This is a genomic window from Bacillus swezeyi, assembly GCF_030908325.1.
GTDB classification, from domain to species: Bacteria; Bacillota; Bacilli; order Bacillales; family Bacillaceae; genus Bacillus; species Bacillus swezeyi.
Genome location: NZ_CP133085.1, coordinates 319,803 through 345,828 on the forward strand (window position 1 = coordinate 319,803; position 26,026 = coordinate 345,828).

The 26,026-nt window shown below is 45.2% G+C and carries 22 protein-coding genes; 10 read left to right on the top strand and 12 right to left on the bottom strand.

The window, feature by feature from the left end:
* Nucleotides 1–7: 7 nt before the first annotated feature.
* Nucleotides 8–1,843 (bottom strand): oligoendopeptidase F, encoded by a 1,836-nt coding sequence (gene pepF / locus RBH91_RS01775; protein ID WP_307893256.1) that lies wholly within the window; start codon nucleotides 1,841–1,843, stop codon nucleotides 8–10.
* 112 nt (nucleotides 1,844–1,955) lie between these two features.
* A complete protein-coding gene (locus tag RBH91_RS01780) occupies nucleotides 1,956–2,222 on the bottom strand; it encodes a GlsB/YeaQ/YmgE family stress response membrane protein (RefSeq protein WP_076758057.1) in 267 nt (88 codons plus the stop codon).
* Between the two features lie 163 nt (nucleotides 2,223–2,385).
* Between RBH91_RS01780 and RBH91_RS01785 the strand changes: the two genes are divergently transcribed.
* The gene (locus RBH91_RS01785) at nucleotides 2,386–4,101 is read left to right on the top strand and encodes a serine hydrolase (RefSeq protein ID WP_307893257.1); all 1,716 of its coding nucleotides are present in this window, start codon (nucleotides 2,386–2,388) and stop codon (nucleotides 4,099–4,101) included.
* Between the two features lie 72 nt (nucleotides 4,102–4,173).
* On the opposite strand, the gene RBH91_RS01790 is transcribed toward RBH91_RS01785, so the two are convergent.
* The 6 genes from RBH91_RS01790 to RBH91_RS01815 all read right to left on the bottom strand — a co-directional run bounded on the left by RBH91_RS01790 (nucleotide 4,174) and on the right by RBH91_RS01815 (nucleotide 10,295).
* A complete protein-coding gene (locus tag RBH91_RS01790) occupies nucleotides 4,174–5,496 on the bottom strand; it encodes a (Fe-S)-binding protein (protein WP_307893258.1) in 1,323 nt (440 codons plus the stop codon).
* A complete protein-coding gene (glcD, locus tag RBH91_RS01795) occupies nucleotides 5,493–6,905 on the bottom strand; it encodes a glycolate oxidase subunit GlcD (RefSeq protein WP_307893259.1) in 1,413 nt (470 codons plus the stop codon). The genes RBH91_RS01790 and glcD overlap by 4 nt, the downstream gene beginning before the upstream one ends.
* Before the next feature lie 130 nt (nucleotides 6,906–7,035).
* The gene (locus tag RBH91_RS01800) at nucleotides 7,036–7,338 is read right to left on the bottom strand and encodes a PTS sugar transporter subunit IIB (RefSeq protein ID WP_307893260.1); all 303 of its coding nucleotides are present in this window, start codon (nucleotides 7,336–7,338) and stop codon (nucleotides 7,036–7,038) included.
* Nucleotides 7,335–7,667 (bottom strand): PTS sugar transporter subunit IIA, encoded by a 333-nt coding sequence (locus tag RBH91_RS01805; RefSeq protein ID WP_307893261.1) that lies wholly within the window; start codon nucleotides 7,665–7,667, stop codon nucleotides 7,335–7,337. The genes RBH91_RS01800 and RBH91_RS01805 overlap by 4 nt, the downstream gene beginning before the upstream one ends.
* A 20-nt stretch (nucleotides 7,668–7,687) precedes the next feature.
* The gene (gene celB / locus RBH91_RS01810; protein WP_076758344.1) at nucleotides 7,688–8,971 is read right to left on the bottom strand and encodes a PTS cellobiose transporter subunit IIC; all 1,284 of its coding nucleotides are present in this window, start codon (nucleotides 8,969–8,971) and stop codon (nucleotides 7,688–7,690) included.
* Complete coding sequence (locus RBH91_RS01815; RefSeq protein ID WP_307893262.1) at nucleotides 8,958–10,295, bottom strand: 6-phospho-beta-glucosidase; 1,338 nt, start codon at nucleotides 10,293–10,295, stop codon at nucleotides 8,958–8,960. The genes celB and RBH91_RS01815 overlap by 14 nt, the downstream gene beginning before the upstream one ends.
* Before the next feature lie 163 nt (nucleotides 10,296–10,458).
* On the opposite strand from RBH91_RS01815, the gene RBH91_RS01820 reads away from it, so the two are divergent.
* From RBH91_RS01820 to RBH91_RS01835, 4 genes are all read left to right on the top strand, one after another.
* Nucleotides 10,459–11,187, top strand: a complete 729-nt coding sequence (locus RBH91_RS01820; RefSeq protein WP_307893263.1) for a GntR family transcriptional regulator — start codon at nucleotides 10,459–10,461, stop codon at nucleotides 11,185–11,187.
* 3 nt (nucleotides 11,188–11,190) lie between these two features.
* Nucleotides 11,191–11,925 (top strand): chitin disaccharide deacetylase, encoded by a 735-nt coding sequence (chbG, locus tag RBH91_RS01825; protein ID WP_307893264.1) that lies wholly within the window; start codon nucleotides 11,191–11,193, stop codon nucleotides 11,923–11,925.
* A gap of 493 nt (nucleotides 11,926–12,418) precedes the next feature.
* The gene (locus RBH91_RS01830) at nucleotides 12,419–14,209 is read left to right on the top strand and encodes a glycosyl hydrolase family 18 protein (RefSeq protein WP_307893265.1); all 1,791 of its coding nucleotides are present in this window, start codon (nucleotides 12,419–12,421) and stop codon (nucleotides 14,207–14,209) included.
* 73 nt (nucleotides 14,210–14,282) lie between these two features.
* Nucleotides 14,283–16,361, top strand: coding sequence for a glycosyl hydrolase family 18 protein (locus RBH91_RS01835; protein ID WP_307894618.1), 2,079 nt, complete (start codon nucleotides 14,283–14,285; stop codon nucleotides 16,359–16,361).
* Between the two features lie 97 nt (nucleotides 16,362–16,458).
* Here the strand turns inward: RBH91_RS01835 and RBH91_RS01840 are convergent, their stop codons facing one another.
* On the bottom strand, nucleotides 16,459–17,415 hold the full coding sequence (locus RBH91_RS01840; RefSeq protein ID WP_307893266.1) for a trypsin-like serine peptidase: 957 nt from the start codon (nucleotides 17,413–17,415) through the stop codon (nucleotides 16,459–16,461).
* Nucleotides 17,416–17,586: 171 nt separating this feature from the next.
* On the opposite strand from RBH91_RS01840, the gene RBH91_RS01845 reads away from it, so the two are divergent.
* From RBH91_RS01845 to RBH91_RS01855, 3 genes are all read left to right on the top strand, one after another.
* Complete coding sequence (locus RBH91_RS01845) at nucleotides 17,587–18,363, top strand: glucose 1-dehydrogenase (protein WP_307893267.1); 777 nt, start codon at nucleotides 17,587–17,589, stop codon at nucleotides 18,361–18,363.
* A 101-nt stretch (nucleotides 18,364–18,464) separates the two neighbouring features.
* Nucleotides 18,465–19,463 (top strand): DUF1835 domain-containing protein, encoded by a 999-nt coding sequence (locus RBH91_RS01850; RefSeq protein ID WP_307893269.1) that lies wholly within the window; start codon nucleotides 18,465–18,467, stop codon nucleotides 19,461–19,463.
* Between the two features lie 101 nt (nucleotides 19,464–19,564).
* Nucleotides 19,565–20,959 (top strand): YcdB/YcdC domain-containing protein, encoded by a 1,395-nt coding sequence (locus tag RBH91_RS01855; protein ID WP_307893270.1) that lies wholly within the window; start codon nucleotides 19,565–19,567, stop codon nucleotides 20,957–20,959.
* Between the two features lie 36 nt (nucleotides 20,960–20,995).
* On the opposite strand, the gene RBH91_RS01860 is transcribed toward RBH91_RS01855, so the two are convergent.
* Entirely contained in the window at nucleotides 20,996–21,841 is an 846-nt protein-coding gene (locus RBH91_RS01860; RefSeq protein WP_307893271.1) for a sulfurtransferase, read from the bottom strand.
* Between the two features lie 163 nt (nucleotides 21,842–22,004).
* On the opposite strand from RBH91_RS01860, the gene RBH91_RS01865 reads away from it, so the two are divergent.
* Nucleotides 22,005–22,433 carry a cell wall hydrolase gene (locus RBH91_RS01865; protein WP_076758089.1) on the top strand — a complete coding sequence of 143 codons (429 nt, stop codon included), beginning with the start codon at nucleotides 22,005–22,007 and terminating at the stop codon, nucleotides 22,431–22,433.
* A gap of 73 nt (nucleotides 22,434–22,506) precedes the next feature.
* Here RBH91_RS01865 and RBH91_RS01870 read toward each other — a convergent pair whose 3' ends face one another.
* Nucleotides 22,507–23,502, bottom strand: a complete 996-nt coding sequence (locus RBH91_RS01870) for an LLM class flavin-dependent oxidoreductase (protein WP_307893272.1) — start codon at nucleotides 23,500–23,502, stop codon at nucleotides 22,507–22,509.
* Nucleotides 23,503–23,823: 321 nt separating this feature from the next.
* Here RBH91_RS01870 and RBH91_RS01875 point away from each other — a divergent pair, with 321 nt between their 5' ends.
* Nucleotides 23,824–25,167 (top strand): C40 family peptidase, encoded by a 1,344-nt coding sequence (locus RBH91_RS01875; protein ID WP_307893273.1) that lies wholly within the window; start codon nucleotides 23,824–23,826, stop codon nucleotides 25,165–25,167.
* Between the two features lie 460 nt (nucleotides 25,168–25,627).
* Here the strand turns inward: RBH91_RS01875 and RBH91_RS01880 are convergent, their stop codons facing one another.
* Nucleotides 25,628–25,840, bottom strand: a complete 213-nt coding sequence (locus RBH91_RS01880; protein ID WP_307893274.1) for a lipoprotein — start codon at nucleotides 25,838–25,840, stop codon at nucleotides 25,628–25,630.
* Nucleotides 25,841–26,026 lie beyond the last annotated feature (186 nt).

Here is a 26,026-nt window from a genome sequence, read left to right on the forward strand (position 1 = left end):
AACGGCCTTAAACGGGCCGTTCTTCTTTTTTTTCATACAGCATTTCAAGCTCATCGACCAAGGATCCGACATATTCAACAGCCTGACGGATCGATTCATCAGTCGACATATCGACGCCGGCGTTCTTTAAGAGGTCGAGAGGTTTCATTGTTCCGCCTGCTTTCAAGACGTTCAGCCATCTGTCCACAGCCGGCTGGCCTTCACGCTTGATCATCTGTGAGACAATTGTTGAAGCCGTCAATCCTGCTGAATACGTGTAAGGATACAAACCCATGTAATAGTGAGGCTGGCGCATCCAAGTCAAGCTTGCACCTTCATCAAGCACCACTTTCCCGCCCCAGAATTCAGACAGCACTTCACTTGTTTGTTCGGACAGTACAGACGCGGTGAGGGCATGGCCCTGTTCAGCAAGCTGATAAACTCTGCGCTGATACTCCCCCTCAAGCAGGTGGGTGACGAAATTGTGATAATACGTACCCATCAGCTGATTGATGACCCAGCGCTTCATTTTCGGATCATTGGTTTTTGAGAACAGGTGCTGGGCGAGGAGCATTTCGTTCATCGTCGAAGGCGCCTCAATGAAATATAATGACGGCCGGACATTCATGATCCGCTGATGGCGGTTTGCGAAGTAAAAATGGCCGGCATGGCCGAGTTCATGGGCAAGGGTAAAGACATCCCTCATCGTATCTGTCCACGTCATCAGGATATATGGATGTACACCGTACGGGCTTGAGCAAAACGCACCTGTTGACTTGCCGATATTGTCAGCCAAATCGACCCACCTTTCCGTTAAGGCGGTTTGCATCGCTTGCGCATATTCAGGGCCCATCACTTGTAAAGCCTCGACAATCATGTTTTTTGCATCTGCAAAAGTGGTTTTGGGGTTGAAGCCGTGGTCGAGCGGGGCCTGCAAATCGCAGAAACGCATCTCGTCCAGACCAAGCATGCGTTTTTTCAAGCCGGCATATCTGCGCATATGAGGAGCAAGCTCGCGTTTAATGACATCAAGCTGGTTATGATACATATCAAGCGTAACGCTCTGCGGCTGAAGGAGCATATGGGTGACCGATTCATATCCGCGCAGGCGGGACATGGCCACTTGTTTTTTGACTTCTGTTTCATAGGCGGCGGCTATTGTATTTTTATAATTTTGCAAAGTATTGACAAAGGAATCAAAAGTTTGTCTGCGGATGTCCGTATCAGGGGAAAACATGTAACGGCCTTCATATAGAGCGAACGAATTTGCAAGCTCTTTGCCTTCGCGGTTCTGAATCGGCTCAAACTGCATATCTGCGAGTTTCGCCATTCCGAAGATTTTGTAGGGCGCTCCGTATACTTCGCCCAAAACGGCCAACGCTTCTTCCGTTTCCGGTAAAAGCTTGTACGGCTTGCGCTCTAAAATTTCCGTCAGCATTTTTCGGAAAGGTTCCAGTTCTTTTTCATTTTTTATGTACGTTTCAATGAAAGCTTCAGGAAGGTCAAGAATCTCTGATTGAATAAATGAAAGGCCTGCATTGATTTTCGCCTGCAGCGCGGCCATTTTAGAAGCATTGGCTTGGTTGATGGGATTCGTCAAATCTTCTGATTTTTTGAGGTGAGTATAGGCGGCGGCCTGGTTCAAACGCTGCATGATCTTCTCTTGCATCGTTAAACACTCAAGCAGGACATTCGCTCCTTCATGAAGTCTGCCTTTAAAGGCGGCGATTTCTGACAGCTCGCGCTCAATTTTAAGCAGCTCGTCTTTCCAAGCTTCATCTGAGGGAAATAAATCAGTCAGCTTCCAGGTCAGTTCTTCAGGCACTTCTGAACGGTTCAATCTCTTTTCAGCCACTTTTTTCAATGTATATCCTCCAATTCAAAATATTTCGTGTTTCTAATTAATTATATAGAAGTTCGAGGGGGAATGAAATAAATAAAAAACGACGATTTCTAACGAAACCATCGTTTATTTATTAGGTTCTGTTGTTCCGTCCGCCCATGCTTCTCATCACAAGGCTGACGATAAAGATGAGTATGATCGCGCCGATCAGGGCGGGGATGATGTTGAAGCCGCCAATCGTCGGCCCCCAGCGTCCTAATATCGTTGACCCCAGCCATGAACCGATAAACCCGGCAATAATGTTTCCGATAATCCCTCCTGGCACATCCCGTCTAATAATAAGGCCTGCAAGCCAGCCCAAAATACCTCCGATAATTAATGACCAAATAAATCCAAACACGGATTCATACCTCCTTGATTCTTTCCGTCTTAAGGTTAGTTTTTGAAATTGATGAAGAATTATACACCTTTTTTCTACATGAAACCATTCGGATTATCAAACGTATGACATACAAACATCATGAAACGGCATACAACTTTTAAAAACCAGAGAGGAGCTTGACATGAGACAACCTTTGGAAGAATTAAAAGGTTTTTGCGAGTTTGCTGAAAAAGAAATGAAACGGTGGAAAGTTCCCGGCGCTGCTGTTGCGGTCATAAAGGAAGATGAGGTCGTGATGGCGGAAGGTTTCGGATATAAGGACAAAGAACGGAAATTAAAAGTGAATCCGAACACGATGTTCGCGATCGGTTCAGCGACTAAAGCCTTTACAACCGCATCGATGGCGCTTTTGGCTGATGAAGGAAAAATGGAATGGGATCAGCCGGTCAGGGAATACCTGCCGGAGTTTGACATGCATGATTCTGTTGCGGCTGAACGGCTGACCCCCAGAGATTTGGCATGCCACCGTTCCGGCCTTCCCCGGCACGATATGATGTGGTACAATTCCCCTTTTTCAAGAGAGGAGCTCCTCAGGCGGATTCGCTATCTGGAGCCGAATCAGGGTTTTCGGTCCGTGTGGCAGTATCAGAATCTCATGTATACGACAGCCGGCTACCTAGTGGGAAGAGTTGCCGGAACGACGTGGGAAGATTTTGTGCGCGAGCGGCTGTTTAACCCTTTAAATATGAAATCAAGCAATTTTTCAGTTGAAGACATGCAAAAGCATCCTGACCATTCCCTCCCATATCAGGAAAAAGGCGAATCGGCTCAACAAATCCCTTTCCGCAATATTGATATGATCGGACCGGCGGGTTCGATCAATTCGAATGTGGTGGATATGGCCAATTGGGTGAGATTTCAGCTTGGCAGCGGCAAGTTCAGCGGAATATTATCGGCTGCAAGTCTGAATGGAATGCATACCCCTTGCATTCCATGCGACTCGCTTTTTAAAGCGAAGGAGCTTCCGGTTTGCAGCTACGGACTTGGCTGGTTTATTGAACCTTACCGGGGATATCACATGATTCATCACGGAGGAAATATTGACGGTTTTTCATCACTTGTAGCTTTCATGCCTTATGAAAAAATCGGCATCGTCATTTTGACCAATATGAACGGCAGCCTGCTTCCGAATGTGCTGGCATACAATATATTTGACCGTATGCTCGGTCTTGAGGAAATCGACTGGAGCGGCCGGCTGAAAGGTGAAACGGAAAAAATCAAAAAAACTGTCTTTGGACAGGACCGCACTGCAGATTTAAGCAGGATCGAAGGAACGGAGCCATCCCATGGTCTTGAGGATTATACGGGGATATACGAGCACCCGGGCTACGGTGAAATGAAAATAGAGCTGGCGGACGGAACATTGCAAGCGCTGTTCAATTCGTTTGTGATGCCTTTGACTCATTATCATTATGATACGTTCGAGATGGAGCTGAAGCTTACCGAGACGAAAATGCTGGCGTCATTTACCGCAGATGTGAACGGACATATCAGCAGGTTATCTGTTCCGTTTGAAATGGCGCCGGGCGCGAAAGGAATCGAGTTTGTCAAAAAGCCTGATGAGCGATTGCACGATCCTGAATTTCTCGCATCGCTTACAGGGAAATATGTGCTGGAAGACGGAACAGAGGTTGCCGTTTCCCTCAGAGGAGAGCGGACGCTGTCGGTTGCGTTGCCTGGACAGCCTGTTTACGAGCTATTACCTTACCGTGAGATGACGTTCCAATTGAAAAATCTTCCTGGATACAGCATTCGGTTTGAGACGGATGATTCCGGACAGGTGAAAGGCCTTCGGTTTATCCAGCCGAACGGGGAGTTTCCTGCTGTCCGGAAATAACCGCTCAGGGGACATCAATCGCTTTATTTCCCGAGAAATATACAAGGTTGTCGAACAGACTCAATTCTGCTGCTATTCAGCGCTGGCTTCCAAAAGCAGATCTGCGAGATGGACGGCTCTGACTCGGTCTGACAGTCCTGCCCGTTCGATGCCGAGCTGCATTTGCAGCAGACAGCCGGGATTTGCTGTGACGATCGTTTCCGCCTGAACCGACTTTGCTGCTTCCATCTTAGAATCGAGGATTTTCATCGACATTTTTGCTTCGACAATATTATAAATTCCTGCTGAGCCGCAGCAGCTGTCCGCATTTTTCATTTCCTTAAACTCAATTCCTTTAATGCTCTGGAGAAGCCTGCGGGGCTCGGCAGACGTTTTCATCACATTGCGCAGATGGCAGGAATCTTGATAGGTCACAGTCTGATCCGGCAGTTCAAGGGTTTTTTGCTCAAAATCCAGCTCCAAGAGGATTGAGGAAAAATCCCTCAATTTTTCTGTGAAAGCCTTTGCCCGTTCGCACCAGTATGGATCATCTTTCAGAAGGTGATCATATTCATTTAAAAATGCTCCGCATCCTCCTGCATTTGTCACGATGTAATCAGCATCTGATTTTTCGAATGCTTGAATGTTCCGTTTTGCCAATTGAACGGCCAGATTTTTCTCTCCGCTGTGTCCGTGCAGGGCGCCGCAGCAGGCCTGGAGCCCGGGGATGACGACCTCGCATCCCGCCATTTGCAGCAGTTTTATGGTCGCCATGTTTGTATCTAAAAACAAGGTATCCATGAGACAGCCTGAGAAAAAAGCGGCGCGCTTTTTGTGTTCGCCGACCGGCGGCAGGCGGTCCGGCCGTTTTTTCAGCTGTTTTAGATCCGGGACTTTGGGCAAAATGCTTTCCATTTTTGCAAGATGCTCCGGCAATATCCGCAGCATCCCGGATTTGCGGATGATGGTTTGCATGCCGGAACGCTGATAAAAGCCAAGCATTCCGGTCAATGCCCGGATTCTGTTTTGGTGAGGGAAAAGCCCTTTAAATACAGCACTGCGAAGAACTCTTACGGGAAATGAGTGTTTTTTATGCTGCTGAACAATGTCTCTTGCCTCCTCCAATAAACGCCCGTACTGAACACCTGACGGACATACGGGTTCACAGGCGCGGCAGCCGAGGCAAAGGTCAAGCGAGCGTTCGACATCTCCATCAGGCTCAATCACCCCGTCAACGACCGCTTTCATTAAAGCGATGCGTCCCCGCGGGGAATGGCTCTCCTGATAGCCGGATTCTATGTAGGTCGGGCAGGATGGAAGGCAGAATCCGCAGCGCATGCAATTGAGCAGTTCTTCTTCATCCATCCGTTCTTTAAATTGCTGCTGTATCGCCTTTTTTTCTTCAGCTGTCGTCATCTTGCCACCACCACTCGTTTGCGGGAGTCTTTCGCAAATATCTTCCCGGGATTTAGAATGTTGTTTGGATCAAATGCTTGCTTTACGGCTTTCATCGCGGCCACTCCCGCTTCCCCGATTTTAAGTTCCAGATAAGGGGCTTTCATTTCGCCGACCCCATGTTCCCCGGTGATTGTGCCTCCGAGTTCAACGGCCTTTTTGAAGATATCCTCAAAAGCCTGTTCGACCCGTTCCATTTCTTCGCTGTTCCGAACGTCTGTCGTGCATGTCGGGTGAAGATTCCCATCACCGGCATGGCCGAATGTACAAATGGTGATTTGATGCTTTTCAGCAATGCTGTTTATCGCTTTAACCATTTCGGCAATTTCTGAACGGGGGACTGTGGCATCTTCCAAAATTGTTGTCGGCTTCAAGCGCGCTAAAGCGGAAAGTGCAGCTCGCCGCGCATTGCGAAGGTTTTCAGCTTGAGCTTCCGTCTGTGCTGTCTGCACAGATACGGCATTTCCTTTTTTGCAGATCTCTTCAATGATGCCGATATCTCGTTCGACCGTTTCAGGCGAACCATCCTGCTCAATCAAGAGAACTGCTTTGGCATGGACCGGAAGGCCGATTTTTGCAAAATCTTCAATGACTTGCAGTGTCGGCTGATCGAGAAATTCAAGTGTTGTCGGAATAATTTTATGAGCGATGATGTTGGATACGGATTTGGCTGCAGAGTCGATATCTTGATAGAGGGCGAGGACGGTTTTCTTTGTTTCGGGAGCCGGGATTAATTTTAATGTCGCTTCAGTGATGATGCCCAGTGTCCCCTCAGAGCCGACAAACAGACGTGTCAGGTCATAGCCGGCGACATCTTTGGCGAGCTTGCCTCCGGTGCGGATGATGTCTCCGTTTGCCAGAACGATTTCTAAAGCCATCACATAATCGCGGGTCACCCCATACTTCAGGCCGCGCAGACCGCCTGAGTTCTCATTGATATTTCCGCCGATTGTTGAAATTTTCATTGAACTTGGATCAGGCGGGTAAAACAGCCCTTTTTCTTCTGCTGCTTGAATCAAGTCAAGAGTGATGACGCCGGGCTGAACGGTCATGGTCAAATTTTCTTCGTCGATTTCCAAAATCTGATTCATATGTTTAAACAGCAGGACGATTCCGCCTTCTGTCGGACATGTACCTGCGCAGAGATTTGTACCCGAACCTCGCGGCACAATCGGGATGTGATGAGCATTGCAGATTTTCAGTATGTTTGATATTTCTTCTTTGCTGCGCGGCGCGATGACGGCATCAGGCATTGACTGGAACTGTGGTGTGGCATCATAAGAATAGACGAGCCGCCCGGCGTTTGAATCATCATAATTTGTCCGCCCGACGATAGCAATCAGCTTGGATTTGATTTGGGGGGAAATCATTTTTGATCACATCCTTTACCAATCATTATACAAAATAAAACGTTTTCAAAAAATCATTCTTTTAACCTTATAAACTAAAAACAACCCGCTTTCAAAAGAAATGGGTTGTTTTCAGTGTGAAGAGAAGGCATTATTGTGTCAGCTCGATCGCTTGGTCCAGAACTTTTGCTCCGTTCATCATTCCATATGCCATTTGGTCAATGATATCGACCGGTGTCTGGTATTGTTCCGCTCGTTCTGCAATTTGTGTTTTTAAATAGCGGACTTGCGGTCCGATCAATATGACATCAATATCATCCATATGGCTTTGTAAATCCGCTTCAGCATAAGCGTTGATTTCTGCGACTATTTCACGGCTTTCCGCTTCTTCTCTCATTTTTTTCACCAGCATGCTGGTCGACATTCCGGCAGAACATACAAGTGCTATCTTCATTTTTGGTTTTCTCTCCTCAGCTCTTGATATAAATGAATCATTTCTTTCGCTACATCTTTTACAGTCATTGACGTCATCAAATGGTCTTGTGCATGGATTAACAATAGATTGGGTGAAAGGCCTTCGCCTTGTGCTTCTTTTTGCAATAAGCGGGTTTGCGCCTGATGCGCTTGAAGCAGTTCCGCTTCTGCTTCTTGGATCTTTTGATTCCCTGAATCGTACTCGTTATTTTTCACATACTGTAATGCTTCCATTGCAGATGAACGCGCATTTCCAGCATGCAAGATGATTTCAAATGAGACCTGTTCTAAATGTAGTGTATCCGCCATGAAATTCACCCCTTGTTTAGTTATTTTGTTGCCTGATGCAGAGCGGATCGTTCTGCCGCTTTAATGAATGGCAGGTAGAGCAAGACAGCCAGCACCAGGTTGAAGATTTGCAAAAAGACTCCCCGGATTGATCCTCCGGTTACGAGATAACCGCTGACAATCGGCGGCGTCGTCCACGGGAGAATGGCTACAGTTTTCGGAACGAGCCCAAAGGCTAAAGCGATGTACGATGTAACCGTTAAAACTAATGGAATCAATAAAAATGGAATGAACATAATCGGATTTAATACGATAGGAAGGCCGAACAGAACAGGTTCATTAATGTTAAAAAGGCCGGGTGCGAAGGATACCTTTCCGATTGTTTTGTAGTGCTTCGATTTCACGCCGATGAAAATAGCAGCGAGCAAAGCCAATGTTGTCCCTGATCCTCCCATAAACACATAGGAATCAAAGAAGGGCTTGGTCACGATATAAGGCACTTCAAAAGCGCTCATTCCTTGCGAGAATAAATGCTGATTTTCCTGAATGAGCGGAAGGTAGATGGATTCCATGATCGGTCCCAGGATATTTGTTCCGTGCAATCCGAAAAACCAAAGCAAGTGATTCAAAAAAGTAAAAACCAAAGCTGATCCAACCGTATTGGATAGGCCTTGCAGCGGTTCCTGGATCGCGCTGAAGACCAGCTCGTGTATGCTTTGTCCGAAAAAATAAACGATCAGAGTGTTAAATAATCCTGCTGCCGCCAATATCACAGCAGCCGGCAATAAAGCGTTCAAGGATTTTGTAACGCCATCAGGTACACCATCAGGCATTTTGATTTTAAGTTTCTCATTTTGAGAGAAGAGCCTGAATGCTTCCGTTGATAGCAAAGCCACGATTAATCCGACGAAAAGGCCTTGAGCCCCCAGCCAAGTCATTGAAAAACCGAAGTCTTCTGTCGTCGGTGTAAGTACGGCGAATGCCCCGACCCCGATTAATGCGGCGGAAAGACCATCAGTCTTATAAGACTCTGCAAGCTTGAAACTGACAGCTGCAACGGCCAGCAGACTTAAAATGGCAAATGAACCATTCCATATAGCTCCGCCGGCAGCCGTCCATCCTTCTCCAAAAAGGCCAGTCATGAAATCTTGAAATGCCGGTATAGGGAAATGATTGACCAGTATGGCAAGAGAGCCGATGATGATTAAAGGCATAATGGCAATGAATCCATCGCGTATGGCAATTAAGTGCCTTTGGGAGCCGATTCTTCCAGCGATCGGCATGATTTTAGATTCGATGAACGCCATGATTTTATTTTGTTTCATCATGTACATTTGCCTCCTCAAAGAACTGCGGGAGATAACGTTTATGAGCCTCAAGCATTTCATTCATCACCGATTGGGCTTTATGATCAGATGAAATCAGCGGATTCATGATCATAGCGGAATACAACATGTTGTCATCACCCGTGACCGCTGCTTCGATGACTAATTGTTCGAATTTTTTCATAGAGATCACCGCACCGCTGATTGAATCTGGCAGTTTTCCGACTGTCAGCGGTATGGGTCCGCTTTTTGTGATGACACTGTTGACTTCGATCACAGCATCATGTGGAAGATCTGGTATGCTTCCTTTATTCAATGTGTTGACGGTCTGAATATCCATCGAATGATGATAAAGCGAGTTCATTAATGAGCAGGCTGATTCACTATAATAAGCCCCGCCGCGTTCTTCCAATTCTTTAGGCTTTTCATGGATGTCTGCGTCTTTGTATTTTTCAAACAGCTGCTTTTCTACGTCCATGACGGCTTCTGCGCGTGTCCCTTTGTTTTTGTATGCTTCGATATCTTTTGCGAGCACATCTTCATACTGATAGTAGTACTGATGATACGGGTTCGGAAGCATGCGCAAAGAACGTAAAAATTGGCGATTCCAAGGCAGCATCGCAATATTGGAAGGAGAATAGTCTATGGTGTCATTCAATAGATGATCTATTGTCTCCTCTGTGCGGTCTACTCCGTCTATCCATACCTTTTGTCCGAAGACGAAATGGTTGAGCCCTGCGAATTCAATCATGACACGGTTCACATTTACGTCGAAAATTTCTGCGATGCTGTTTTTCATGTTATAAGGGATATTGCAAACCCCGATGACTTTTTGATGGGCTCCATGCTTCAATAAAGCTTCAGTCACGATGCCTGCTGGATTTGTAAAATTGATCAGCCACGCTTCTGGACAAATCTCTTTTATATCGCGAGCGATGTCCAGCATGACGGGAATGGTCCGCAAAGCTTTAAAAATACCGCCGGCTCCATTTGTTTCTTGGCCGATAAGACCATGGCTGAGCGGGATTCTTTCATCCAGCGCTCTGGCCTTCAATCCTCCGACTCTTATTTGAACCGTGACAAAATCCGCATGTTTAAGCGCTTTCGCACGATCTTTTGTATAGCTCAATTCAATCGGAACATCCGCATGTTTGATCATTCGCTTCGCGAGTTCTGAAGTGATGCGTACTTTTTCTTCCCCTTCCTCAATGTCGACGAGAACAATCTCTTTCACTGGAAAATGCTGATGCCGTTTGATGATTCCTTCAATGATTTCTGGTGTGTAGCTTGATCCCCCGCCTATAATGACTAACTTCAGCGCCATAATCCCCCTCCTCAAATCTCTATTTTTGAAAGCGCTTAACACAATTGAAACTTAACATGTAGTAACAAATTTGTCCATACATATTTGTTATAACAAATTATTTTTTTTGAGAACTTTTTGTGTTATTCTATAGTTAATAATTTCACGCCAAAGGAGAAAATGAATGGTAAAGCAACCACAACTCCACAGTCGAATTAAACAAGATATTGTAGATAAAATAGAGAGCGGCTATTACCCGTCTGGCAGCCTGCTTCCGACGGAGTCCGAATTTTGCAAAATGTATGATGTCAGCCGAACAACGCTGCGGACCGCCTTGAATCATTTGCTTATGGAAGGAGCTATTTACCGCAAACAGGGGAAAGGGACATTTGTCGCAAAAGGAAAAGTAAAGCAGATCTTAAGTTCCAGCAATCTTCGCTATGCAGATCAATTAAAAGCGCAAGGTATTAAACCGAAAATCAAAGTTGTCGATTTGCAAAAAATAAAACCAGTCAAAAAGATCCAAAATCGCCTTGGGATTGATGGTGAACAAATGGTCTATCAGGTGAAGCGGATTCGGTATGCAGATGAGGAAGAAATCCAGTTTGAAACAGCCTTTATCAGAGCGGATCTCGTGCCGGAGATAACGGAAGAAATGGCCAATATTTCATTGTACCAGTGCATTAACAGTCAAGGAAATACGATTAAAAGAACCGAAGAGCAAATCAAAATCTTTATTTCCGATGAAGAAATTGCACAGCATTTGAATATCACACAAGGCACGCCTTGCTTCCAGATTGCAACACAAACATTTTTGGCGTCTGAAGAAGTCGTGGAGTTTTCTCTGGCTTATTTCCGCGGAGACCGCGTTGAATTCTTCATAGAACGCGACTATGAATCAAGGGGGTTATGAAGGATGAAATCTTTAATCATAAACGCCGATGATTTTGGATTTTCAAGGGGAGTCAACCTCGGCATCATTGACGCGTTCCAGCGCGGGGTGCTCACATCGACTACGATCATGACCAATATGCAAGAAATGAAACATGCCGTCTCACTTGCAAGGGAAAATCATGAACTTGGGGTCGGCGTTCATTTGACATTGACAGCAGGACGTCCGCTTCTCAGCGGGCTGCAAACGGTTACGGATGAAGATGGGGATTTTCGCAAGCTTTCATACTATCAAGGTTTTTTCGATATCGACCTTGATGAAGTGTATAAGGAATGGAGAGCACAGATAGAAAAAGCCCTCTCCTGCGGCTTGCATCTAACGCATATCGACAGCCACCATCATATTCATACATACGGAAATCTTCCCGAGGTGTTTGTGAAGCTGGCGAAAGAGTATGATCTGCCCTGCAGGAAGGTGAACGATCATCATCCTTCCTTGTGGAAGAATGTGAGATCGAATGATGCCTTTGAGTTGAAAGTGGACAGACTGAAAGACTTATCATCCTTCCTTGATCTTCATCCAGACGCGGAAGCTATTGAAGTAATGTGCCACCCGGCTTATGTTGATAAATTACTGCTCGAAAAATCTTCATTCCATTATCCGCGGGTCTATGAGCTTTCATTATTGACAGACCCTTCGTTGAAAGCGGCTTTAATACAATGTTCGGATATTCGCCTTATTTCTTATGCCGGTCTTTAAATCTACAATTCTTGTAAAAACATGAAAAGGGCTCATGTTTATCGTCAGCTTGCCGGTTCTCCAAGTCTGGATGCTGGAAATGTCCAAGGCGTTTCCAAGCATTCAATACTAAACAGCATTGACAATTCAGAATATTATAATTATTATAAATTTGTCATAACAAATTTTGCGTCATTAAGCTTTTGCATGAAGCTATTCTTGCTATATAAGGTCTAGACATCTATACGTGTTTCAGCTTCATATTGCTTTAACCGATATAAACCCGCTATTTTTCCATCAGGATAGATTCAAACCGCCATTCTAATGTTTGACCTCCATCCACACTTACGGTTTGAATCCGCATATGAAACCCAAAAATGTAAGCGTTTTCTTATTGTCGTCTTCATTGTCATCAGCTGCTATGTCATGACAAGGCGAATATAAACCTATTGAAAAGGGGGTGAACAAAATAGAGTTTCATTGATGAACAGCCAAAAAAATTGATGAAAAGGAGATGAAAAAAGTGTTTTCAAACAAAAAGTTTCTCGTTTGTTCTTTCATTTTTGCGATGATTTTAAGTCTGTCGTTTTTTAATGGGGAAAGTGCAAAAGCCAGTTCTGACAAAAGCTATAAAATTATCGGCTACTATCCGTCCTGGGGCGCTTATGGAAGGGATTTTCAAGTATGGGATATGGATGCTTCTAAAGTCAGCCATATTAATTATGCATTTGCTGATATTTGCTGGGAGGGGAGGCATGGAAACCCTGATCCGACAGGCCCGAATCCTCAGACATGGTCTTGCCAGGATGAAAACGGAGTGATTGATGTTCCAAATGGATCAATCGTTATGGGAGACCCATGGATCGATGCGCAAAAGTCAAATCCCGGTGATGCTTGGGATGAGCCGATTCGGGGCAACTTTAAACAACTATTGAAGCTGAAAAAGAGCCATCCTCATTTGAAAACATTCATATCAGTTGGCGGATGGACTTGGTCAAATCGCTTTTCAGATGTTGCGGCAGATCCTGCGGCAAGAGAAAATTTTGCTGCTTCAGCAGTAGATTTTTTAAGAAAATATGGGTTTGATGGAGTCGATCTTGACTGGGAATACCCGGTTAGCGGAGGGCTGCCGGGAAACAGCACCCGTCCGGATGATAAAAGAAACTACACGCTACTCTTGCAGGATGTGCGCGAAAAGCTTGACGCCGCAGAAGCAAAGGATGGCAAGAAATACTTGCTGACGATCGCCTCCGGCGCCAGCCCTGAATATGTAAGCAACACTGAATTAGATAAAATTGCTGAAACCGTTGATTGGATTAACATTATGACCTATGACTTTAATGGCGGATGGCAAAGTATAAGCGCCCATAACGCCCCATTATTCTATGATCCAAAAGCGAAAGAAGCCGGCGTTCCAAACGCTGAGACATATAACATTGAAAGCACCGTGAAGCGCTACAAGGAAGCCGGTGTCAAAGCGGACAAATTAGTGCTTGGAACACCGTTCTACGGCAGAGGCTGGAGCGATTGTGAATCTGCAGACAACGGAGAATATCAAAAATGCGGACCGGCAAAAGAAGGGACGTGGGAAAAGGGGGTATTTGATTTTTCAGATCTTGAAAAGAACTACATCAATAAAAACGGATATAAAAGATATTGGAATGATCGAGCAAAAGTGCCGTTCTTGTATAATGCGGAGAATGGAAACTTCATTACCTACGATGATGAAGAATCATATGGATACAAAACCGATTTTATTCAATCAAACGGATTAAGCGGGGCTATGTTTTGGGATTTCAGCGGTGATTCAAATCAGACTTTGCTCAACAAGTTAGCAGCCGATTTAGGGTTCACTCCGGGTGGGGATCATCCAGAGCCGCCTTCATCTGCACCGAGTAATTTGCGTGTGACCGAAAAAACCGTAACCAGTATCAGTCTGGCGTGGGATGCACCAAGCGACGGAGCAAACATCGCAGAGTATGTGCTGTCATATGAAGGCCGGTCCGTAGCGGTTAAGGAAACATCGGTGACAATCGGGGAATTAAAGCCGAATACGACATACTCATTTACAGTATCAGCAAAGGATGCGGACGGAAAGCTCCATACCGGACCAACTATAGAGGCAGCAACAAACTCTGATCAAACATGTGGATATAACGAATGGAAAGATACAGCCGTCTACACAGGCGGAGATCGAGTCGTCTTTAACGGTAAAGTGTATGAAGCGAAATGGTGGACGAAAGGAGAGCAGCCGGATCAGGCCGGTGAGTCGGGTGTATGGAAATTAATCGGTGATTGCAAATAAATCAGTTTGATAGAAAACGATAAAGAGAGATTGGGATTCCCGTCTCTCTTTATGAGAAAGGAGTATGAATGAAGTGAAAAGAGCCGCTTTATTTACCTTATCATCGATGCTGCTCCTGTCACTGTTGATCCCGTCCCAGAACATTTCCGCAGACTCCCCAAGCAAAAAACAGGCTTGCCGTCCAGAAGGGCTGTGGGATTCAGGCGTTGCAAATATTCCATATTGCGATGTATACGATCGGGAGGGGCGCGAAAAGCTGGCCAATGATTTAGACCGCAGAATGATCGGCTATTTTACGGGCTGGCGTACGGGAAAAGGCAATCAAGATCGTTATTTAGTAAACGATATCCCCTGGAAGTACTTAAGCCACATTAATTATGCATTTGCTCATATCGGAGAGGATCATCGGGTTTCAATCGGGAGCGAGGCGGATGTGAACAACCCGTCTCTAGGGATGACCTGGCCGGAGTATCCGGATGTAAAGATGGATCAAACATTGCCGTATAAAGGCCATTTTAATCTTCTTCACCAGTTTAAAAAGAAATACCCGGATGTAAAAGTGTTGGCGGCAGTCGGCGGCTGGGCTGAAACCGGCGGTTATGTTGATAAGGATGGGAACCGAATACCAAGCGGGGGCTTTTACTCTATGACAACGAATGGTGATGGATCTGTGAACCACAAGGGAATCAACACCTTTGCCGAATCTGTCGTAGCGTTTCTCAGAAAATATGAATTGGATGGAATTGATATTGACTACGAATATCCCACAACTATGCAAGATGCCGGTAATCCGTCAGATTGGAGCATATCCAACCCGAGACGCAAGGGGTTAAATAAAAGCTTCGATGTATTGATGAAAACATTAAGAGAAAAACTTGATCAAGCATCTGCTGAAGATGAACAATATTACATGCTAACCATTGCGGCGCCATCATCAGCCTATTTGCTGAGGGGCATGGAAACATTTAAACCGCTCCGATATGTCGATTATGTCAACATCATGTCCTATGATCTCCATGGAGCCTGGAATGAGTTTGTCGGACCTAACGCTTCCTTATATGATAACGGCGAGGATGCAGAGTTAAAGCAGTCCAACATATACAGCACGCCGGAATATGGGGGGATCGGCTATTTAAATACAGACTGGGCTTACCATTATTTTAGGGGAGCAATGGAGGCAGGCCGAATCAATATCGGCGTTCCTTATTATACGAGAGGCTGGAAAAACGTGAGCGGAGGAGTAAACGGTTTGTGGGGCAGCGCTAAAAGTTCTGATTGTCCTCAAGGCCTTACCAAATGCGGCGACGGGGCAGTCGGGATCGATAATATTTGGCATGATCAAGATGAGCAGGGAAATGAATTGGGAGCAGGGGCAAATCCGATGTGGCACGCCAAAAATCTTGAAAAAGGCATTGCCGGTTCTTATTTAGAAAGGTACGGACTAAGCAAAGCCGATTTAAAAGGCTCTTACACTAGACATTATGACTCAGCGCTTGCGGCACCTTGGCTATGGAATGACGAAAAGAAAGTGTTTCTATCTACTGAAGACGAGGAATCAATAGAAACAAAGGCCGACTATGTCATTGAAAAAGGAATCGGCGGTGTCATGTTTTGGGACTTAAGCGGTGACTATGATTGGTATCCCGACAGAAATGACAACAATGGAGAGTACGGTATCGGCAGTACATTAACGAGAACCTTATATCATAAATTTGCGGACGCGCCACCATACGATAATCGGCTCAGCACGTCACCTTTGCCTGGCGAATCACTTGATATCAACATAGAGTTTACCGATTATCCATTAGGAGATCAAAATTACCCGATCCATCCGAAAATGAGGCTGACGAATAACAGTGATGTCACAATAACAGGAGGATCTGTGATCGAATTTGATGTACCTACCTCTACTTCACCCCGATTTGGAAGCTGGAGCGGTGACCAGGTTGAAGTGATTTCTAAAGGGCATACAGGGCCGAACCTTGGCGGGCTGACAGGAGATTTCCACCGCGTCGGTGTGACCCTATCAAATTGGAAGTCAATTAAACCAGGTGAGACAGAGGAGTTTCAGCTTGTCTATTACTTGCCTATCAGCGGACCATCTCATTTCACCGTCACCATAGATGGGAAAAAGTACAGTCTGAAAGGCTAGTGAGGGCGGCTCCTATTCCGGCAAGCACAGCTGTAGCAAAAAACGAAGACAAGCCCGTTCCCGAGGGAAGCGGGCTTGTCTTCATGTCCTTATTGTTTTATTGCGCGCTGTTCTTCCAGTTTGTTAAATTATCAAAGACTTCTTTTGTGATGCGGGTGCCTCTGTTGTATGAAGAACCTCCGTATACTCCATTCGTATGAACCGCAAGAGAGCATGGGCCGCTGCAATTCGTCCGTGAACTGCTTTGTTCAAATACAGGTGAACCGCTTTGCCCTCCGTAAGTGTCCATCGCATATTGCAGTTTGTAAGTTTCTGATACGGCGATCGATCCTGAATGCTGCCACTGGGTGCCCGATGGTTTGTCACCTGGATATCCGCTGACGGTCACGCTTGTCCCAACGAGGGATGAAGTGGTGTATGAATATCCAAAATAACCGACGGTGTTGCCGATTGGCTCACTGAGTTCGATGGCGCCGTAGTCATAATTGGTGTTTCCGCTTCTCCAGCCCGACGGAATGAAATAACGCGTCGATTTAACAGATCCGTAAGGGGAGCTTGAACCATTTCGGCCAGGGGAAACGGTGGCTGTCCCCGCGTATGAACCGCTTGATGTGTCATAGATGCAGTGTCCCGCCGTTGCAACGGTTTTCGGGCCGATCAGCCAGCCGGTGCAAGAGCCGATACTGCTTGAGATATGAACGATTGCTCTGTAAGGATATGCGGTTGTATTGGTGACTCTTGCCCGATCATCTGATCCGATCACGGATTCAAGGCTGTATGGGGATTTGGCAGGCGCTGTTTTTACCGCCTTTTCACCTTGAACAGAACCGCTGCTTTTACCGGTGCCCCTAAATGCTTTTGCATATGCTCCGTTTTGATCGCTCATAACATTTGGGTCATAGGTAACCGATGAATCAGAATGGTATGAAGGATCGTTTGAAACCGGAGTATGAGGCGATGGTGCGGCTTGTGCGGAGTGAATGCCCATAGAATAGATAGAAATTCCAATAAGACCGGTGATAAAAGTACGTTTGACGCTTTTTTTCATAACCAAATCATATCACTTCCTTATTTTGTTTTATTTGCAAGTTAGATATTAACAAAATAATTCTGAATTTTCCATATAATTATAAAAGATCATCCTAAAGATAGATAATACGATTTTGTTTTTATATGAATTATTCCGGGTAATCGAAGAGAAAGAAATGTAAGAGGAGGGCTTTCTGTGTATAGAGATTTAAAAGGGAAGACAGCCATCGTAACCGGTTCTTCCAAGGGAATCGGAAAGGCGATTGCCGAACGGTTTGGCAAGGAAAAAATGAATGTCATTGTCAATTATCACAGCGATTCCGCAGGTGCGCGAGAAGCGGTTGACAATATTAAAGCAGCCGGAGGCGACGCTCATGCGGTGAAGGCGGATGTTTCTGAAGAAGCGGGAGTCAACGCGCTTCTTCAAGCAGCAGCTGAACATTTTGGAGCCATTGATGTCATGGTGAATAATTCTGGCTTCAACGGCAAAGGCGCACTTCCTCATGAGCTGGGCATTGATGAATGGCAAAAAGTGATGGATGTCAATTTAACCGGTTCATTTCTCGGTGCCAGAGAAGCTGCAAAATATATGCTGGAGCGAGATGTCAAAGGAACCATTCTCAATATATCAAGCGTTCATCAGCAAATTCCGAGGCCGAACAATGTTCATTATGCAGCATCAAAAGGCGGTATGAAGCTTTTAACCGAAACACTCGCACTCGACTACGCAGAAAAAGGCATCCGCGTCAATGCGATCGCCCCGGGAACGATTGCAACAGAGAGCAATGAAGATTTGGAGGGGAGCCATCAAACAGAACAGTTAAAGAAAATCCCGATGAACGCATTTGGCAGACCTGAGCAAGTGGCTTCAACGGCGGCTTGGCTCGTTTCGCAGGAAGCCGGCTATGTAACAGGCGCTACATTATTTGTTGACGGCGGGATGACGCTGTATCCTTCACAGCTGGAATCATAACTGAATGGTCTGCTCTTTCGCCAGCCGGTGCATTTTGAATTTTCAGGTGGAAAATGAGAAAATAAACCAAAACAAACCGGCTGGATGGGAGAGTATATATGATGTTTAAAGAACTCAAGCAAACCGTCGGCAAGTTAAGTGAACAGGAAGCGAAAAGCGTCTTGCTTAACATTTTGCTGACGATTGACATGCATCAGGAATCCAAAAATTCAAAGAAAGAATTTTATCAGCAAATGGCTGATATATGCGAAGACTTGAAGAAAACCCGGGATCGCCCGAAGCGCAGTCGGGCAGTTAAAGCTGTTCACATCACTTTTGGCCGTGCGGCTGCCGGAACTCTAAAAATGATGCTTAAACAGCTGGGAAAGGAACATGAAGAAAGCACTATCACCCTTCCTCAAATATTTTCAATCGGTCCGCTTCATCAATTGGATTCAAAAGAAGGCCGTATGAAACGCCTTGAATGGCTGAAGGAGCGGCTCAACGATTTTTTTGATGAGCTTGAAGAAGATTATCACTGTTTTGAAGAAGAGATTGCCGCGTTAAACAGCATTTCTGAGCATACCCGTGTCATCATTTGGGCAGGAGAGAATGCATATGAGCAGACAGGTTTGAGATTCGTGCACCAATTGCTGCATAAGAAGCCAAATGACATTTTTCACATCCATACTTCAAAGGCTTTTCCTTATATCATTCATTCAGGTGAATTGAGTGATGAAAAACTTAGATTGATTTATGAGAAAGGTCATCATAAGTCAAGCGTGACAGCTGAAGAGCGGCTGAGCTTGGCAGAGGAATGGAAGGCTTTGTCTCAGGAGGACAGCGTGCTGAGAATTTGGGAAGACCGCAGAATAAAAAGCGTGGAGGAGACCTTCTATGATTCATTCATCATTGAAAAGGCAAAACAGCTTCAGAGAAGCCGTTCAAAAAAAGACTTCATTGTTTGCCCGAGGGTCATCGGAGAAGTTCTCGGCCATTTAGATGACCGTATCGGCGATGAATTTATCGAATATCGCATCCGAACGTTAATTTATAAAGGGGTTTTTGAGATCAAAGGCGTCCCAAAAGCGATGAGATACTACAGTATAAGGCTGAAATAGGTTTTACTAATCAAATCCATTTATCTCAATTTTTATGAAACTCTTAGACCGCCGTTTCGTACATAGTGTTAAAAGAAATGGAAAGAGAGGGAGAATTAGATTTGGCCAGTGAACAATTAAAACAAAAGGCGCGGCAAATCGGTGCGATTCCAGAACAATATCAGCTCATCATCGAAGAGTATGGCGAAGATCGTGGAACAGAAGGAGGGGCTTTTTTTGTTTGGCAAAACGCTGACAACGAAGAACACATTTCGGTTGAATTGGATCATGATGGACGATTAATCAGTCTTTCAAAAGAAAACGTCCCATTCGAAAAAAATGCCCTCCCGGAGGCCCGGTTGCTGGAGATGGCCCTTCAATTTGTCGAACACCATTATCCGCATGCGGCTGAAGAATTTGTTTTTCAAGAGAAAAAAGAAACAGAACAAGCTGTTCAATATACGTACGCTCAGACCGTACTTGACCTGCCGCTTCCGCAAACCGGCTTCTATGTGAACATCGCTAAAAGCGGAGAGGTGATGAAGTTTCGCTATGACGGCGGAACGCATTCTTATTCCATTCCAAAACAGATTGCTGATAATCAGCAAGTGATCTCTCATTATCTTGACCAAATTGAATTTGAACTGGCGATAGAACACATTCGTCAAGAACTGTATGAAGGAGGAGATGATCAGCCGCATCTCATTTATGAAACAGAGTTGCCGTTTATCAGCTATCCTGCCTCTTCCTCAGCCGAATGTGAAATAAAACAAAATGTCGATGATGAAGATCAGGCAGAAACGCTGCCGCTTCCTTTATTGTCTGGAGCTGAGCGTGAAGCAGATATCGATGAAATGATCGGGTTCAGTCCGTCTTTTCGGAAAATTCGCGAAGCAGACTTGGGAGATTCGATTGGAACCATCTGGCGCGAAGGAAGCGATCCAGAGCCAGACGACCGGAGTATAGCGGGGTATTTTGAAAAGCGTAATCAAAACACGCTGAAAATCACGAAAGATAAGAAGACTGGGAAGCTAAAGGGGGTGGCATCTTTTATTCAAAACGAAGGACCTCCCGTTTGGACCGAACAAGCATGCCTTAAACAGGCATTGCAGTTTCTCTATCAGCTTTACCCAGAGGCTGAAAAACTTTTCCGAATGCATCCTTCGGAAAATGAAGAGAATGAGCGCACAGCCCATTTTCAGTTTGACCTCCAATATGAAGGCGTGCCGTTAAGATTGGGATTTGCCAATATCAGCATCGACCGGACAAACGGCCGGGTCGCCGGATATCTCGGTCCTGATATTGAGCCGGAAACGCTGAAAAGGCTGAATCCGGCGCCGGCTATTTCGGCTGAAGAAGCAAAAGCCGTTTTTGCTTCAGCCTTTGATGTTTCGCTGCAATGGGAGAGGGATTACAAACGGGAAATAAATGATCTTTACAAGCTCGTCTATCGCCCTGTATACCCGGTATTTATCGATGCCCATGACGGAAAAGTTTTTATGATGAAAACGATCTGAGAAACGATGATGACAGCGTGCGGCCGGGATACCATTTCAGTCTTCAGCACCTGTGGCGATCGGGTGTTCGGGATAGCTGATCCAATCGCTCCAGCTCCCGGCATACAGCTTCACATTTTGAAATCCGGCTTCCTTTAAACCAAGCACATTAGGGCAGGCTGATACACCTGACCCGCAATAGACGACGATTTCGCTGCTTCTGTCTAATGAGGCGTAGTGCTGTTTCAGCTGTTCTTTGCTTTTCCATTTACCCTCTTCTGTCAAGTTGCCTTTCCAAAAGTAGTTTTTGGCACCAGGAATATGGCCCCCCTGTTGATCAAGAGGTTCGGTTTCTCCAGTGTATCTGGCCGGTGCACGCGCATCAATCAAGATGGTATCTTCTCGGTTGAGCCGGTCTTGTACCTGTTTGGCATTCAACAGTTCCACTTCTTTAAGCGTCAGCTCAAAATCACGCGCAACAGGATGCGGGATTTCAGTCGTGACGTCATACCCGGCCTTTACCCAATTAGAGAATCCGCCATCCATAACATAGACACTGTCATGGCCGAGGTAGCGGAGCTGCCACCAAAAGCGCGCCGCAAACATGCCGCCGCTGTCATCATAGACCACTACGGCAGTATGGCGGTCTATTCCGATTTCGCCAAGTTTCTTTGCCAGTTTTTCCGGAGAAGGAAGAGGGTGCCTGCCGCCGTGTTTTTCTAATTCCCCTGATAGATCCTCTTTCAAATCAACATATACGGCTCCAGGCAGATGTCCTTTCATATACGCTTTCCGGCCTTCTTCAGGCCTCGTCAATTGGAATCTTACATCAGCAATGACCGTTTGCTCAGGTTTTTCCTTCAATCGTTTGTATACCCATTCCGGGCTTTTGACTGTTGACAATTTGCACCCCTCCGCTTCGAATTTTTTGTGCAATTCTGATAATAGAAGAATAGCTTTATTCCAGTCAGGATGTCAAAGAAAGCTGTGAGGCAATTTTTCTTGGTCATCACCCAAATGAAAAAGAATATGATAAAGGTGACGACACAATGGGGGTGGAATAAAAATGGCAGTGGTTAAGGCTACAGCTAAGGACATCGACCTTTTGGCAAGGCTTTTGAGAGCGGAAGCTGAAGGTGAAGGGGTGCAAGGAATGCTTATGGTCGGAAATGTCGGCATCAACCGGATCAGAGCAAATTGTTCCGACTTTGTAGGGTTGCGCACCATTCCGCAGATGATTCATCAGCCGCATGCCTTTGAGGCTGTGACACACGGGTATTTCTATCAAAGGGCGCGGGACAAGGAAAAGCGTTTGGCGCGGAGGACGATCAACGGGGAGCGGCTCTGGCCGGCGAAGTACAGTTTGTGGTATTTCAGACCGGCGGGGGCGTGTCCCGGACAGTGGTATAATCAGCCGCATGTCGGGCGCTACAAAGCACACTGTTTTTATGAACCGACAGCTGAAGAGTGTGAAAATGTTTATAATACGTTTTAACACGGCAATCCCTTTTCAGATGGATCAGCACCTTCTGAAAAGGGTTTTTTGTTTTTAAAAACCCCGCTCTGGCCTATAGAAAAAGCTCTGCCAACCTTTCAAACGACTGCTTTTTGTCTTCAAACCGGTATACATTCGTCAAAACCATGATTTCTTCTGTTTGATAGCGTCCTGAGAGCTCAAGCAGTTTTCTTTTGACTGTTTGAGGAGAGCCGATGACCATTCGTGCGCGGTTTTTGAGTATTCTCATTTTATCTGAGGCAGTGTATGATGCAGACTTTGCTTCTTCAATGCTCGGAACGAGGCTGGACAGCCCTTTTTCGACCCGAAGCAGCCACAGATCCTGGCTTAAGCTGAGCTCCTCGGCCTTTTCATCGGTTGCTGCACAAACGACAAAGACAGCGGCTAATGAATGGGGCCGGGGAAAGAAAGAGGAAGACTGAAAGCTTTCATGATAGGTTTTAAAGGCGTTTTCCCCTCTTTCGGGATTGATGAAATGGCCGAATACATATCCGGCTCCCGTATCGGCAGCCAGTTTTGCGCTGTTTTCTCCGAGCCCCAAGAGCCAAGGCTCCGGCGGGGCTGTCGTGAGGGGTGCGGCTTTTATTCCGGCATAGTCGTGTCCGGAAGGAATGGCGTCTGTCAGATAGTAAATCAGATCTTGAAGCTGTCTCGGAAAATCCTCCAGGCTTTTATTGATTCCATCCGTCAGCGCGAGACGTGTTTTAGCGCCGCCGCCTGGGGAGCGGCCGAGACCCAGGTCGATTCGTCCGGGATAAAGCGCTTCAAGCTGACGGAAGTTTTCAGCTACTTTAAAAGGGCTGTACTGTGGAAGCAGCACACCGCCGGAACCGACACGGATGTTGGCGGTTTTTGCCGCGATATGGGCGATCATGATTTCGGGAGCAGTGCTTGCGAGGCCGCGTGTATTGTGATGCTCGGCAAACCAGTATCGTTTGTAGCCCCATTTATCCGCAAATTCCGCCAGCTTTGTCGAATGCTTCAGCGCCGTGTACGCATCTGAGCCTTTTGATACAGGTACTTGGTCGAGAATGCTGAGTTGTATCATCGTCTCCGGCCTCCCTTTTGGCTTCCTCATAAGTGTAAAACAAGCATATGAAAAAAGGCCGGCAGGGTCAAATCAATAGAGTCAGCCTGATGATAAACAGAATCAGTCAAAACATGACAGGGTTGAAACAAAAACGAAATATAAATGTAATATAACTTGGCACCTATTGTCGAAAATAGATGTTATAATAACGTTTGTACATAAGTTTCGGATATATTTACCATAGGTCATAAGTCTTAAAGAATCATTTTTTCACACATTCATATTTTGCGAAATTTACATATTGAAAGACAAAGAATACATAGGGAAAGAGGAGTAAAAGTGAAGAAAAAAGTTTATGCTTTTGGTTTGGCGTCGGTTATCGGGACAGCTGGTCTATTTACCCCTTTTATGAACAACACGGCATCAGCGGAAACATCCCAGCAGAAGCAAGAAATCCAGAAAAAACGTTCGGAAGTTAACTCTAGCATTGAAAGCAAAAGAAACGAAGTTGCAAAGCTTCAAGATGAGCAGAAAAAGCTGGAAGATAAAATCAAAGAGCTTGATCAAAAAGCGCTTGAAACAAGCAATAAAATTGAAACAAAGCAAGAAGAAAATAAAAAAATGAAAAAAGAAGTGGAATCTCTGAAAAAAGAAATCAAAGAAACTGAAAAGCGGATTGAAGAGCGTTCAAAAGTGATTAAAAAACGCGTGCGCAGCCTGCAGGAAAACGGCGGATCGCAAAACTACATCAATGTTCTTCTAGGCGCGCAAAGCTTTGGAGATTTCATTACCCGCGCAACTGCTGTTTCAACGATTGTCGATGCGGATAAAGACCTGCTGGACGAGCAGGAAAAAGATAAAAACAAGCTTGAAAAAGCAATGACTGATTTAAATACGAAGCTGGATGAAATCCAGAAAACATTGGCTGATCTGAAAACCCTTAAAAAAGATCTGGATAAGCAGCTGAAAGACCAGGCAAGTCTTTCTGAACAGCTGAAGTCCAAGCAGGCGAAAGCTGAATCAGAGTTAAGCGACCTGAAAAAAGAATCCGGCTCGCTTACAAAAGAAGAGGCCGCACTTGAACAAAAAATTAAAGAAGAAAAAGCCGCAGCAGCCGCTGTAGAAAAAGCAAAACAAGAATCAGCTACAGCGAAAAAGTCTGATTCAGGTTCAATCAGCAAATCCAGCGGTTCTTCTGACAAGGGTTCATCAAGCAGCAGCAAAAGCAGCAAAAGTAGTAGTCCGTCAAGAAACTATTCTTCCGGCTCGGTTGTAAGCAGCAATGGAAGTGCGATTGAAGGGGCGATCAGCACAGGTTCAAGCATCGTCGGCAGATCTCCGTACAAATGGGGAGGCGGACGCTCTCAAGCTGATATTAACAACCGTCGTTTTGACTGTTCATCTTTTGTACGCTGGGCTTATGCGTCAGCTGGCGTAGAGCTGGGATTCGGCGCCACAACAAGCACACTTGTCGGCAAAGGCCGCGCTGTCAGCGCATCTGAGATGAAACGCGGAGACTTGGTCTTCTTTGACACATATAAAACAAACGGCCACGTGGGAATTTATCTAGGCAACGGAACTTTCTTAAACGATAATAGCTCACGCGGAGTATCGGTCGATTCCATGAGCAACTCGTATTGGAAAGCTGCCTTCAACGGAGTTGTAAGACGGGTCGTTGAGTAACACGCAGAAGAAGAAAAACCGCCATTCCGAAAGGAATTGGCGGTTTTTTTCGCAAGTACTGACTTTTTGTAAACCCAAACGATGATTGTAAACATTTATCTTACCTCGACTATTTCTCCATGCTGTTGTTGGTCTCGCTCAAAAATCTAACAGGGTTTTGAGTCATTCCCTAAGTTGCTAACAAAGCTGGAGCTTCCAAATGGGCTGAGTGCATTTTTGGGTTAATCGTTTAAAAATAAGCCAGAAGAAAAGACTGTCTCATTCATTACTTGACTTTTGTTTTACTGTTGGAGAAAAATCTCCGTTGGGGGAAATAGTACACAAGGCGAAACTTTATCCATAGTAACAATAAATTTTGGCCGCAGAGAAAACCACCCAAGATAAAGGGTGGTGATACAAATTTATTTAAAATCGTTAAGTCTAATGATTTTTGAAACTGAAAAGTCTCCAACCTTGTATTCTAAGAACAGCTATTGATAGCTATATCAAATGCATCTTCAGGAATATATGTTTTTCCGCCCTTATCTTTGAAAGGAATTTGATTCTCCCTTAAACATTTTTTGTTTTCCTCGGTAACAGTGTCTGCTCCCCACTGTACATCCTTATCTGTATAGTTTTTTTGACAAGCTGAAAGAAAACAAGCGATAGAAATAAGTATAATTATTTTCTTCAATAAAAAGCACCTTCCCTTCTTTGAAACATTCTTTCCATCTATTAAGAACTAATGCACAAGAATTTACATCCAAAGGGATAGATAAAGAAATGGATCTTAGTAACAATGAAACTGGAAGATTTCTTGCGGTTCAAAACTATTATACATATAGTAGTGCACAATATAGTAAGACTTTAGAAAAATGGT

What these genes read in the sequence shown, in the direction of transcription:
- RBH91_RS01785 (WP_307893257.1), top strand. Translation starts at nt 2,386, where the DNA reads ATGAGACAACCTTTGGAAGAATTAAAAGGTTTTTGCGAGTTTGCTGAA.
- RBH91_RS01790 (WP_307893258.1), bottom strand. Translation starts at nt 5,496, where the DNA reads ATGACGACAGCTGAAGAAAAAAAGGCGATACAGCAGCAATTTAAAGAA.
- glcD (WP_307893259.1), bottom strand. Translation starts at nt 6,905, where the DNA reads ATGATTTCCCCCCAAATCAAATCCAAGCTGATTGCTATCGTCGGGCGG.
- RBH91_RS01800 (WP_307893260.1), bottom strand. Translation starts at nt 7,338, where the DNA reads ATGAAGATAGCACTTGTATGTTCTGCCGGAATGTCGACCAGCATGCTG.
- RBH91_RS01805 (WP_307893261.1), bottom strand. Translation starts at nt 7,667, where the DNA reads ATGGCGGATACACTACATTTAGAACAGGTCTCATTTGAAATCATCTTG.
- celB (WP_076758344.1), bottom strand. Translation starts at nt 8,971, where the DNA reads ATGAAACAAAATAAAATCATGGCGTTCATCGAATCTAAAATCATGCCG.
- RBH91_RS01815 (WP_307893262.1), bottom strand. Translation starts at nt 10,295, where the DNA reads ATGGCGCTGAAGTTAGTCATTATAGGCGGGGGATCAAGCTACACACCA.
- RBH91_RS01820 (WP_307893263.1), top strand. Translation starts at nt 10,459, where the DNA reads ATGGTAAAGCAACCACAACTCCACAGTCGAATTAAACAAGATATTGTA.
- chbG (WP_307893264.1), top strand. Translation starts at nt 11,191, where the DNA reads ATGAAATCTTTAATCATAAACGCCGATGATTTTGGATTTTCAAGGGGA.
- RBH91_RS01830 (WP_307893265.1), top strand. Translation starts at nt 12,419, where the DNA reads ATGAAAAAAGTGTTTTCAAACAAAAAGTTTCTCGTTTGTTCTTTCATT.
- RBH91_RS01850 (WP_307893269.1), top strand. Translation starts at nt 18,465, where the DNA reads ATGTTTAAAGAACTCAAGCAAACCGTCGGCAAGTTAAGTGAACAGGAA.
- RBH91_RS01865 (WP_076758089.1), top strand. Translation starts at nt 22,005, where the DNA reads ATGGCAGTGGTTAAGGCTACAGCTAAGGACATCGACCTTTTGGCAAGG.
- RBH91_RS01870 (WP_307893272.1), bottom strand. Translation starts at nt 23,502, where the DNA reads ATGATACAACTCAGCATTCTCGACCAAGTACCTGTATCAAAAGGCTCA.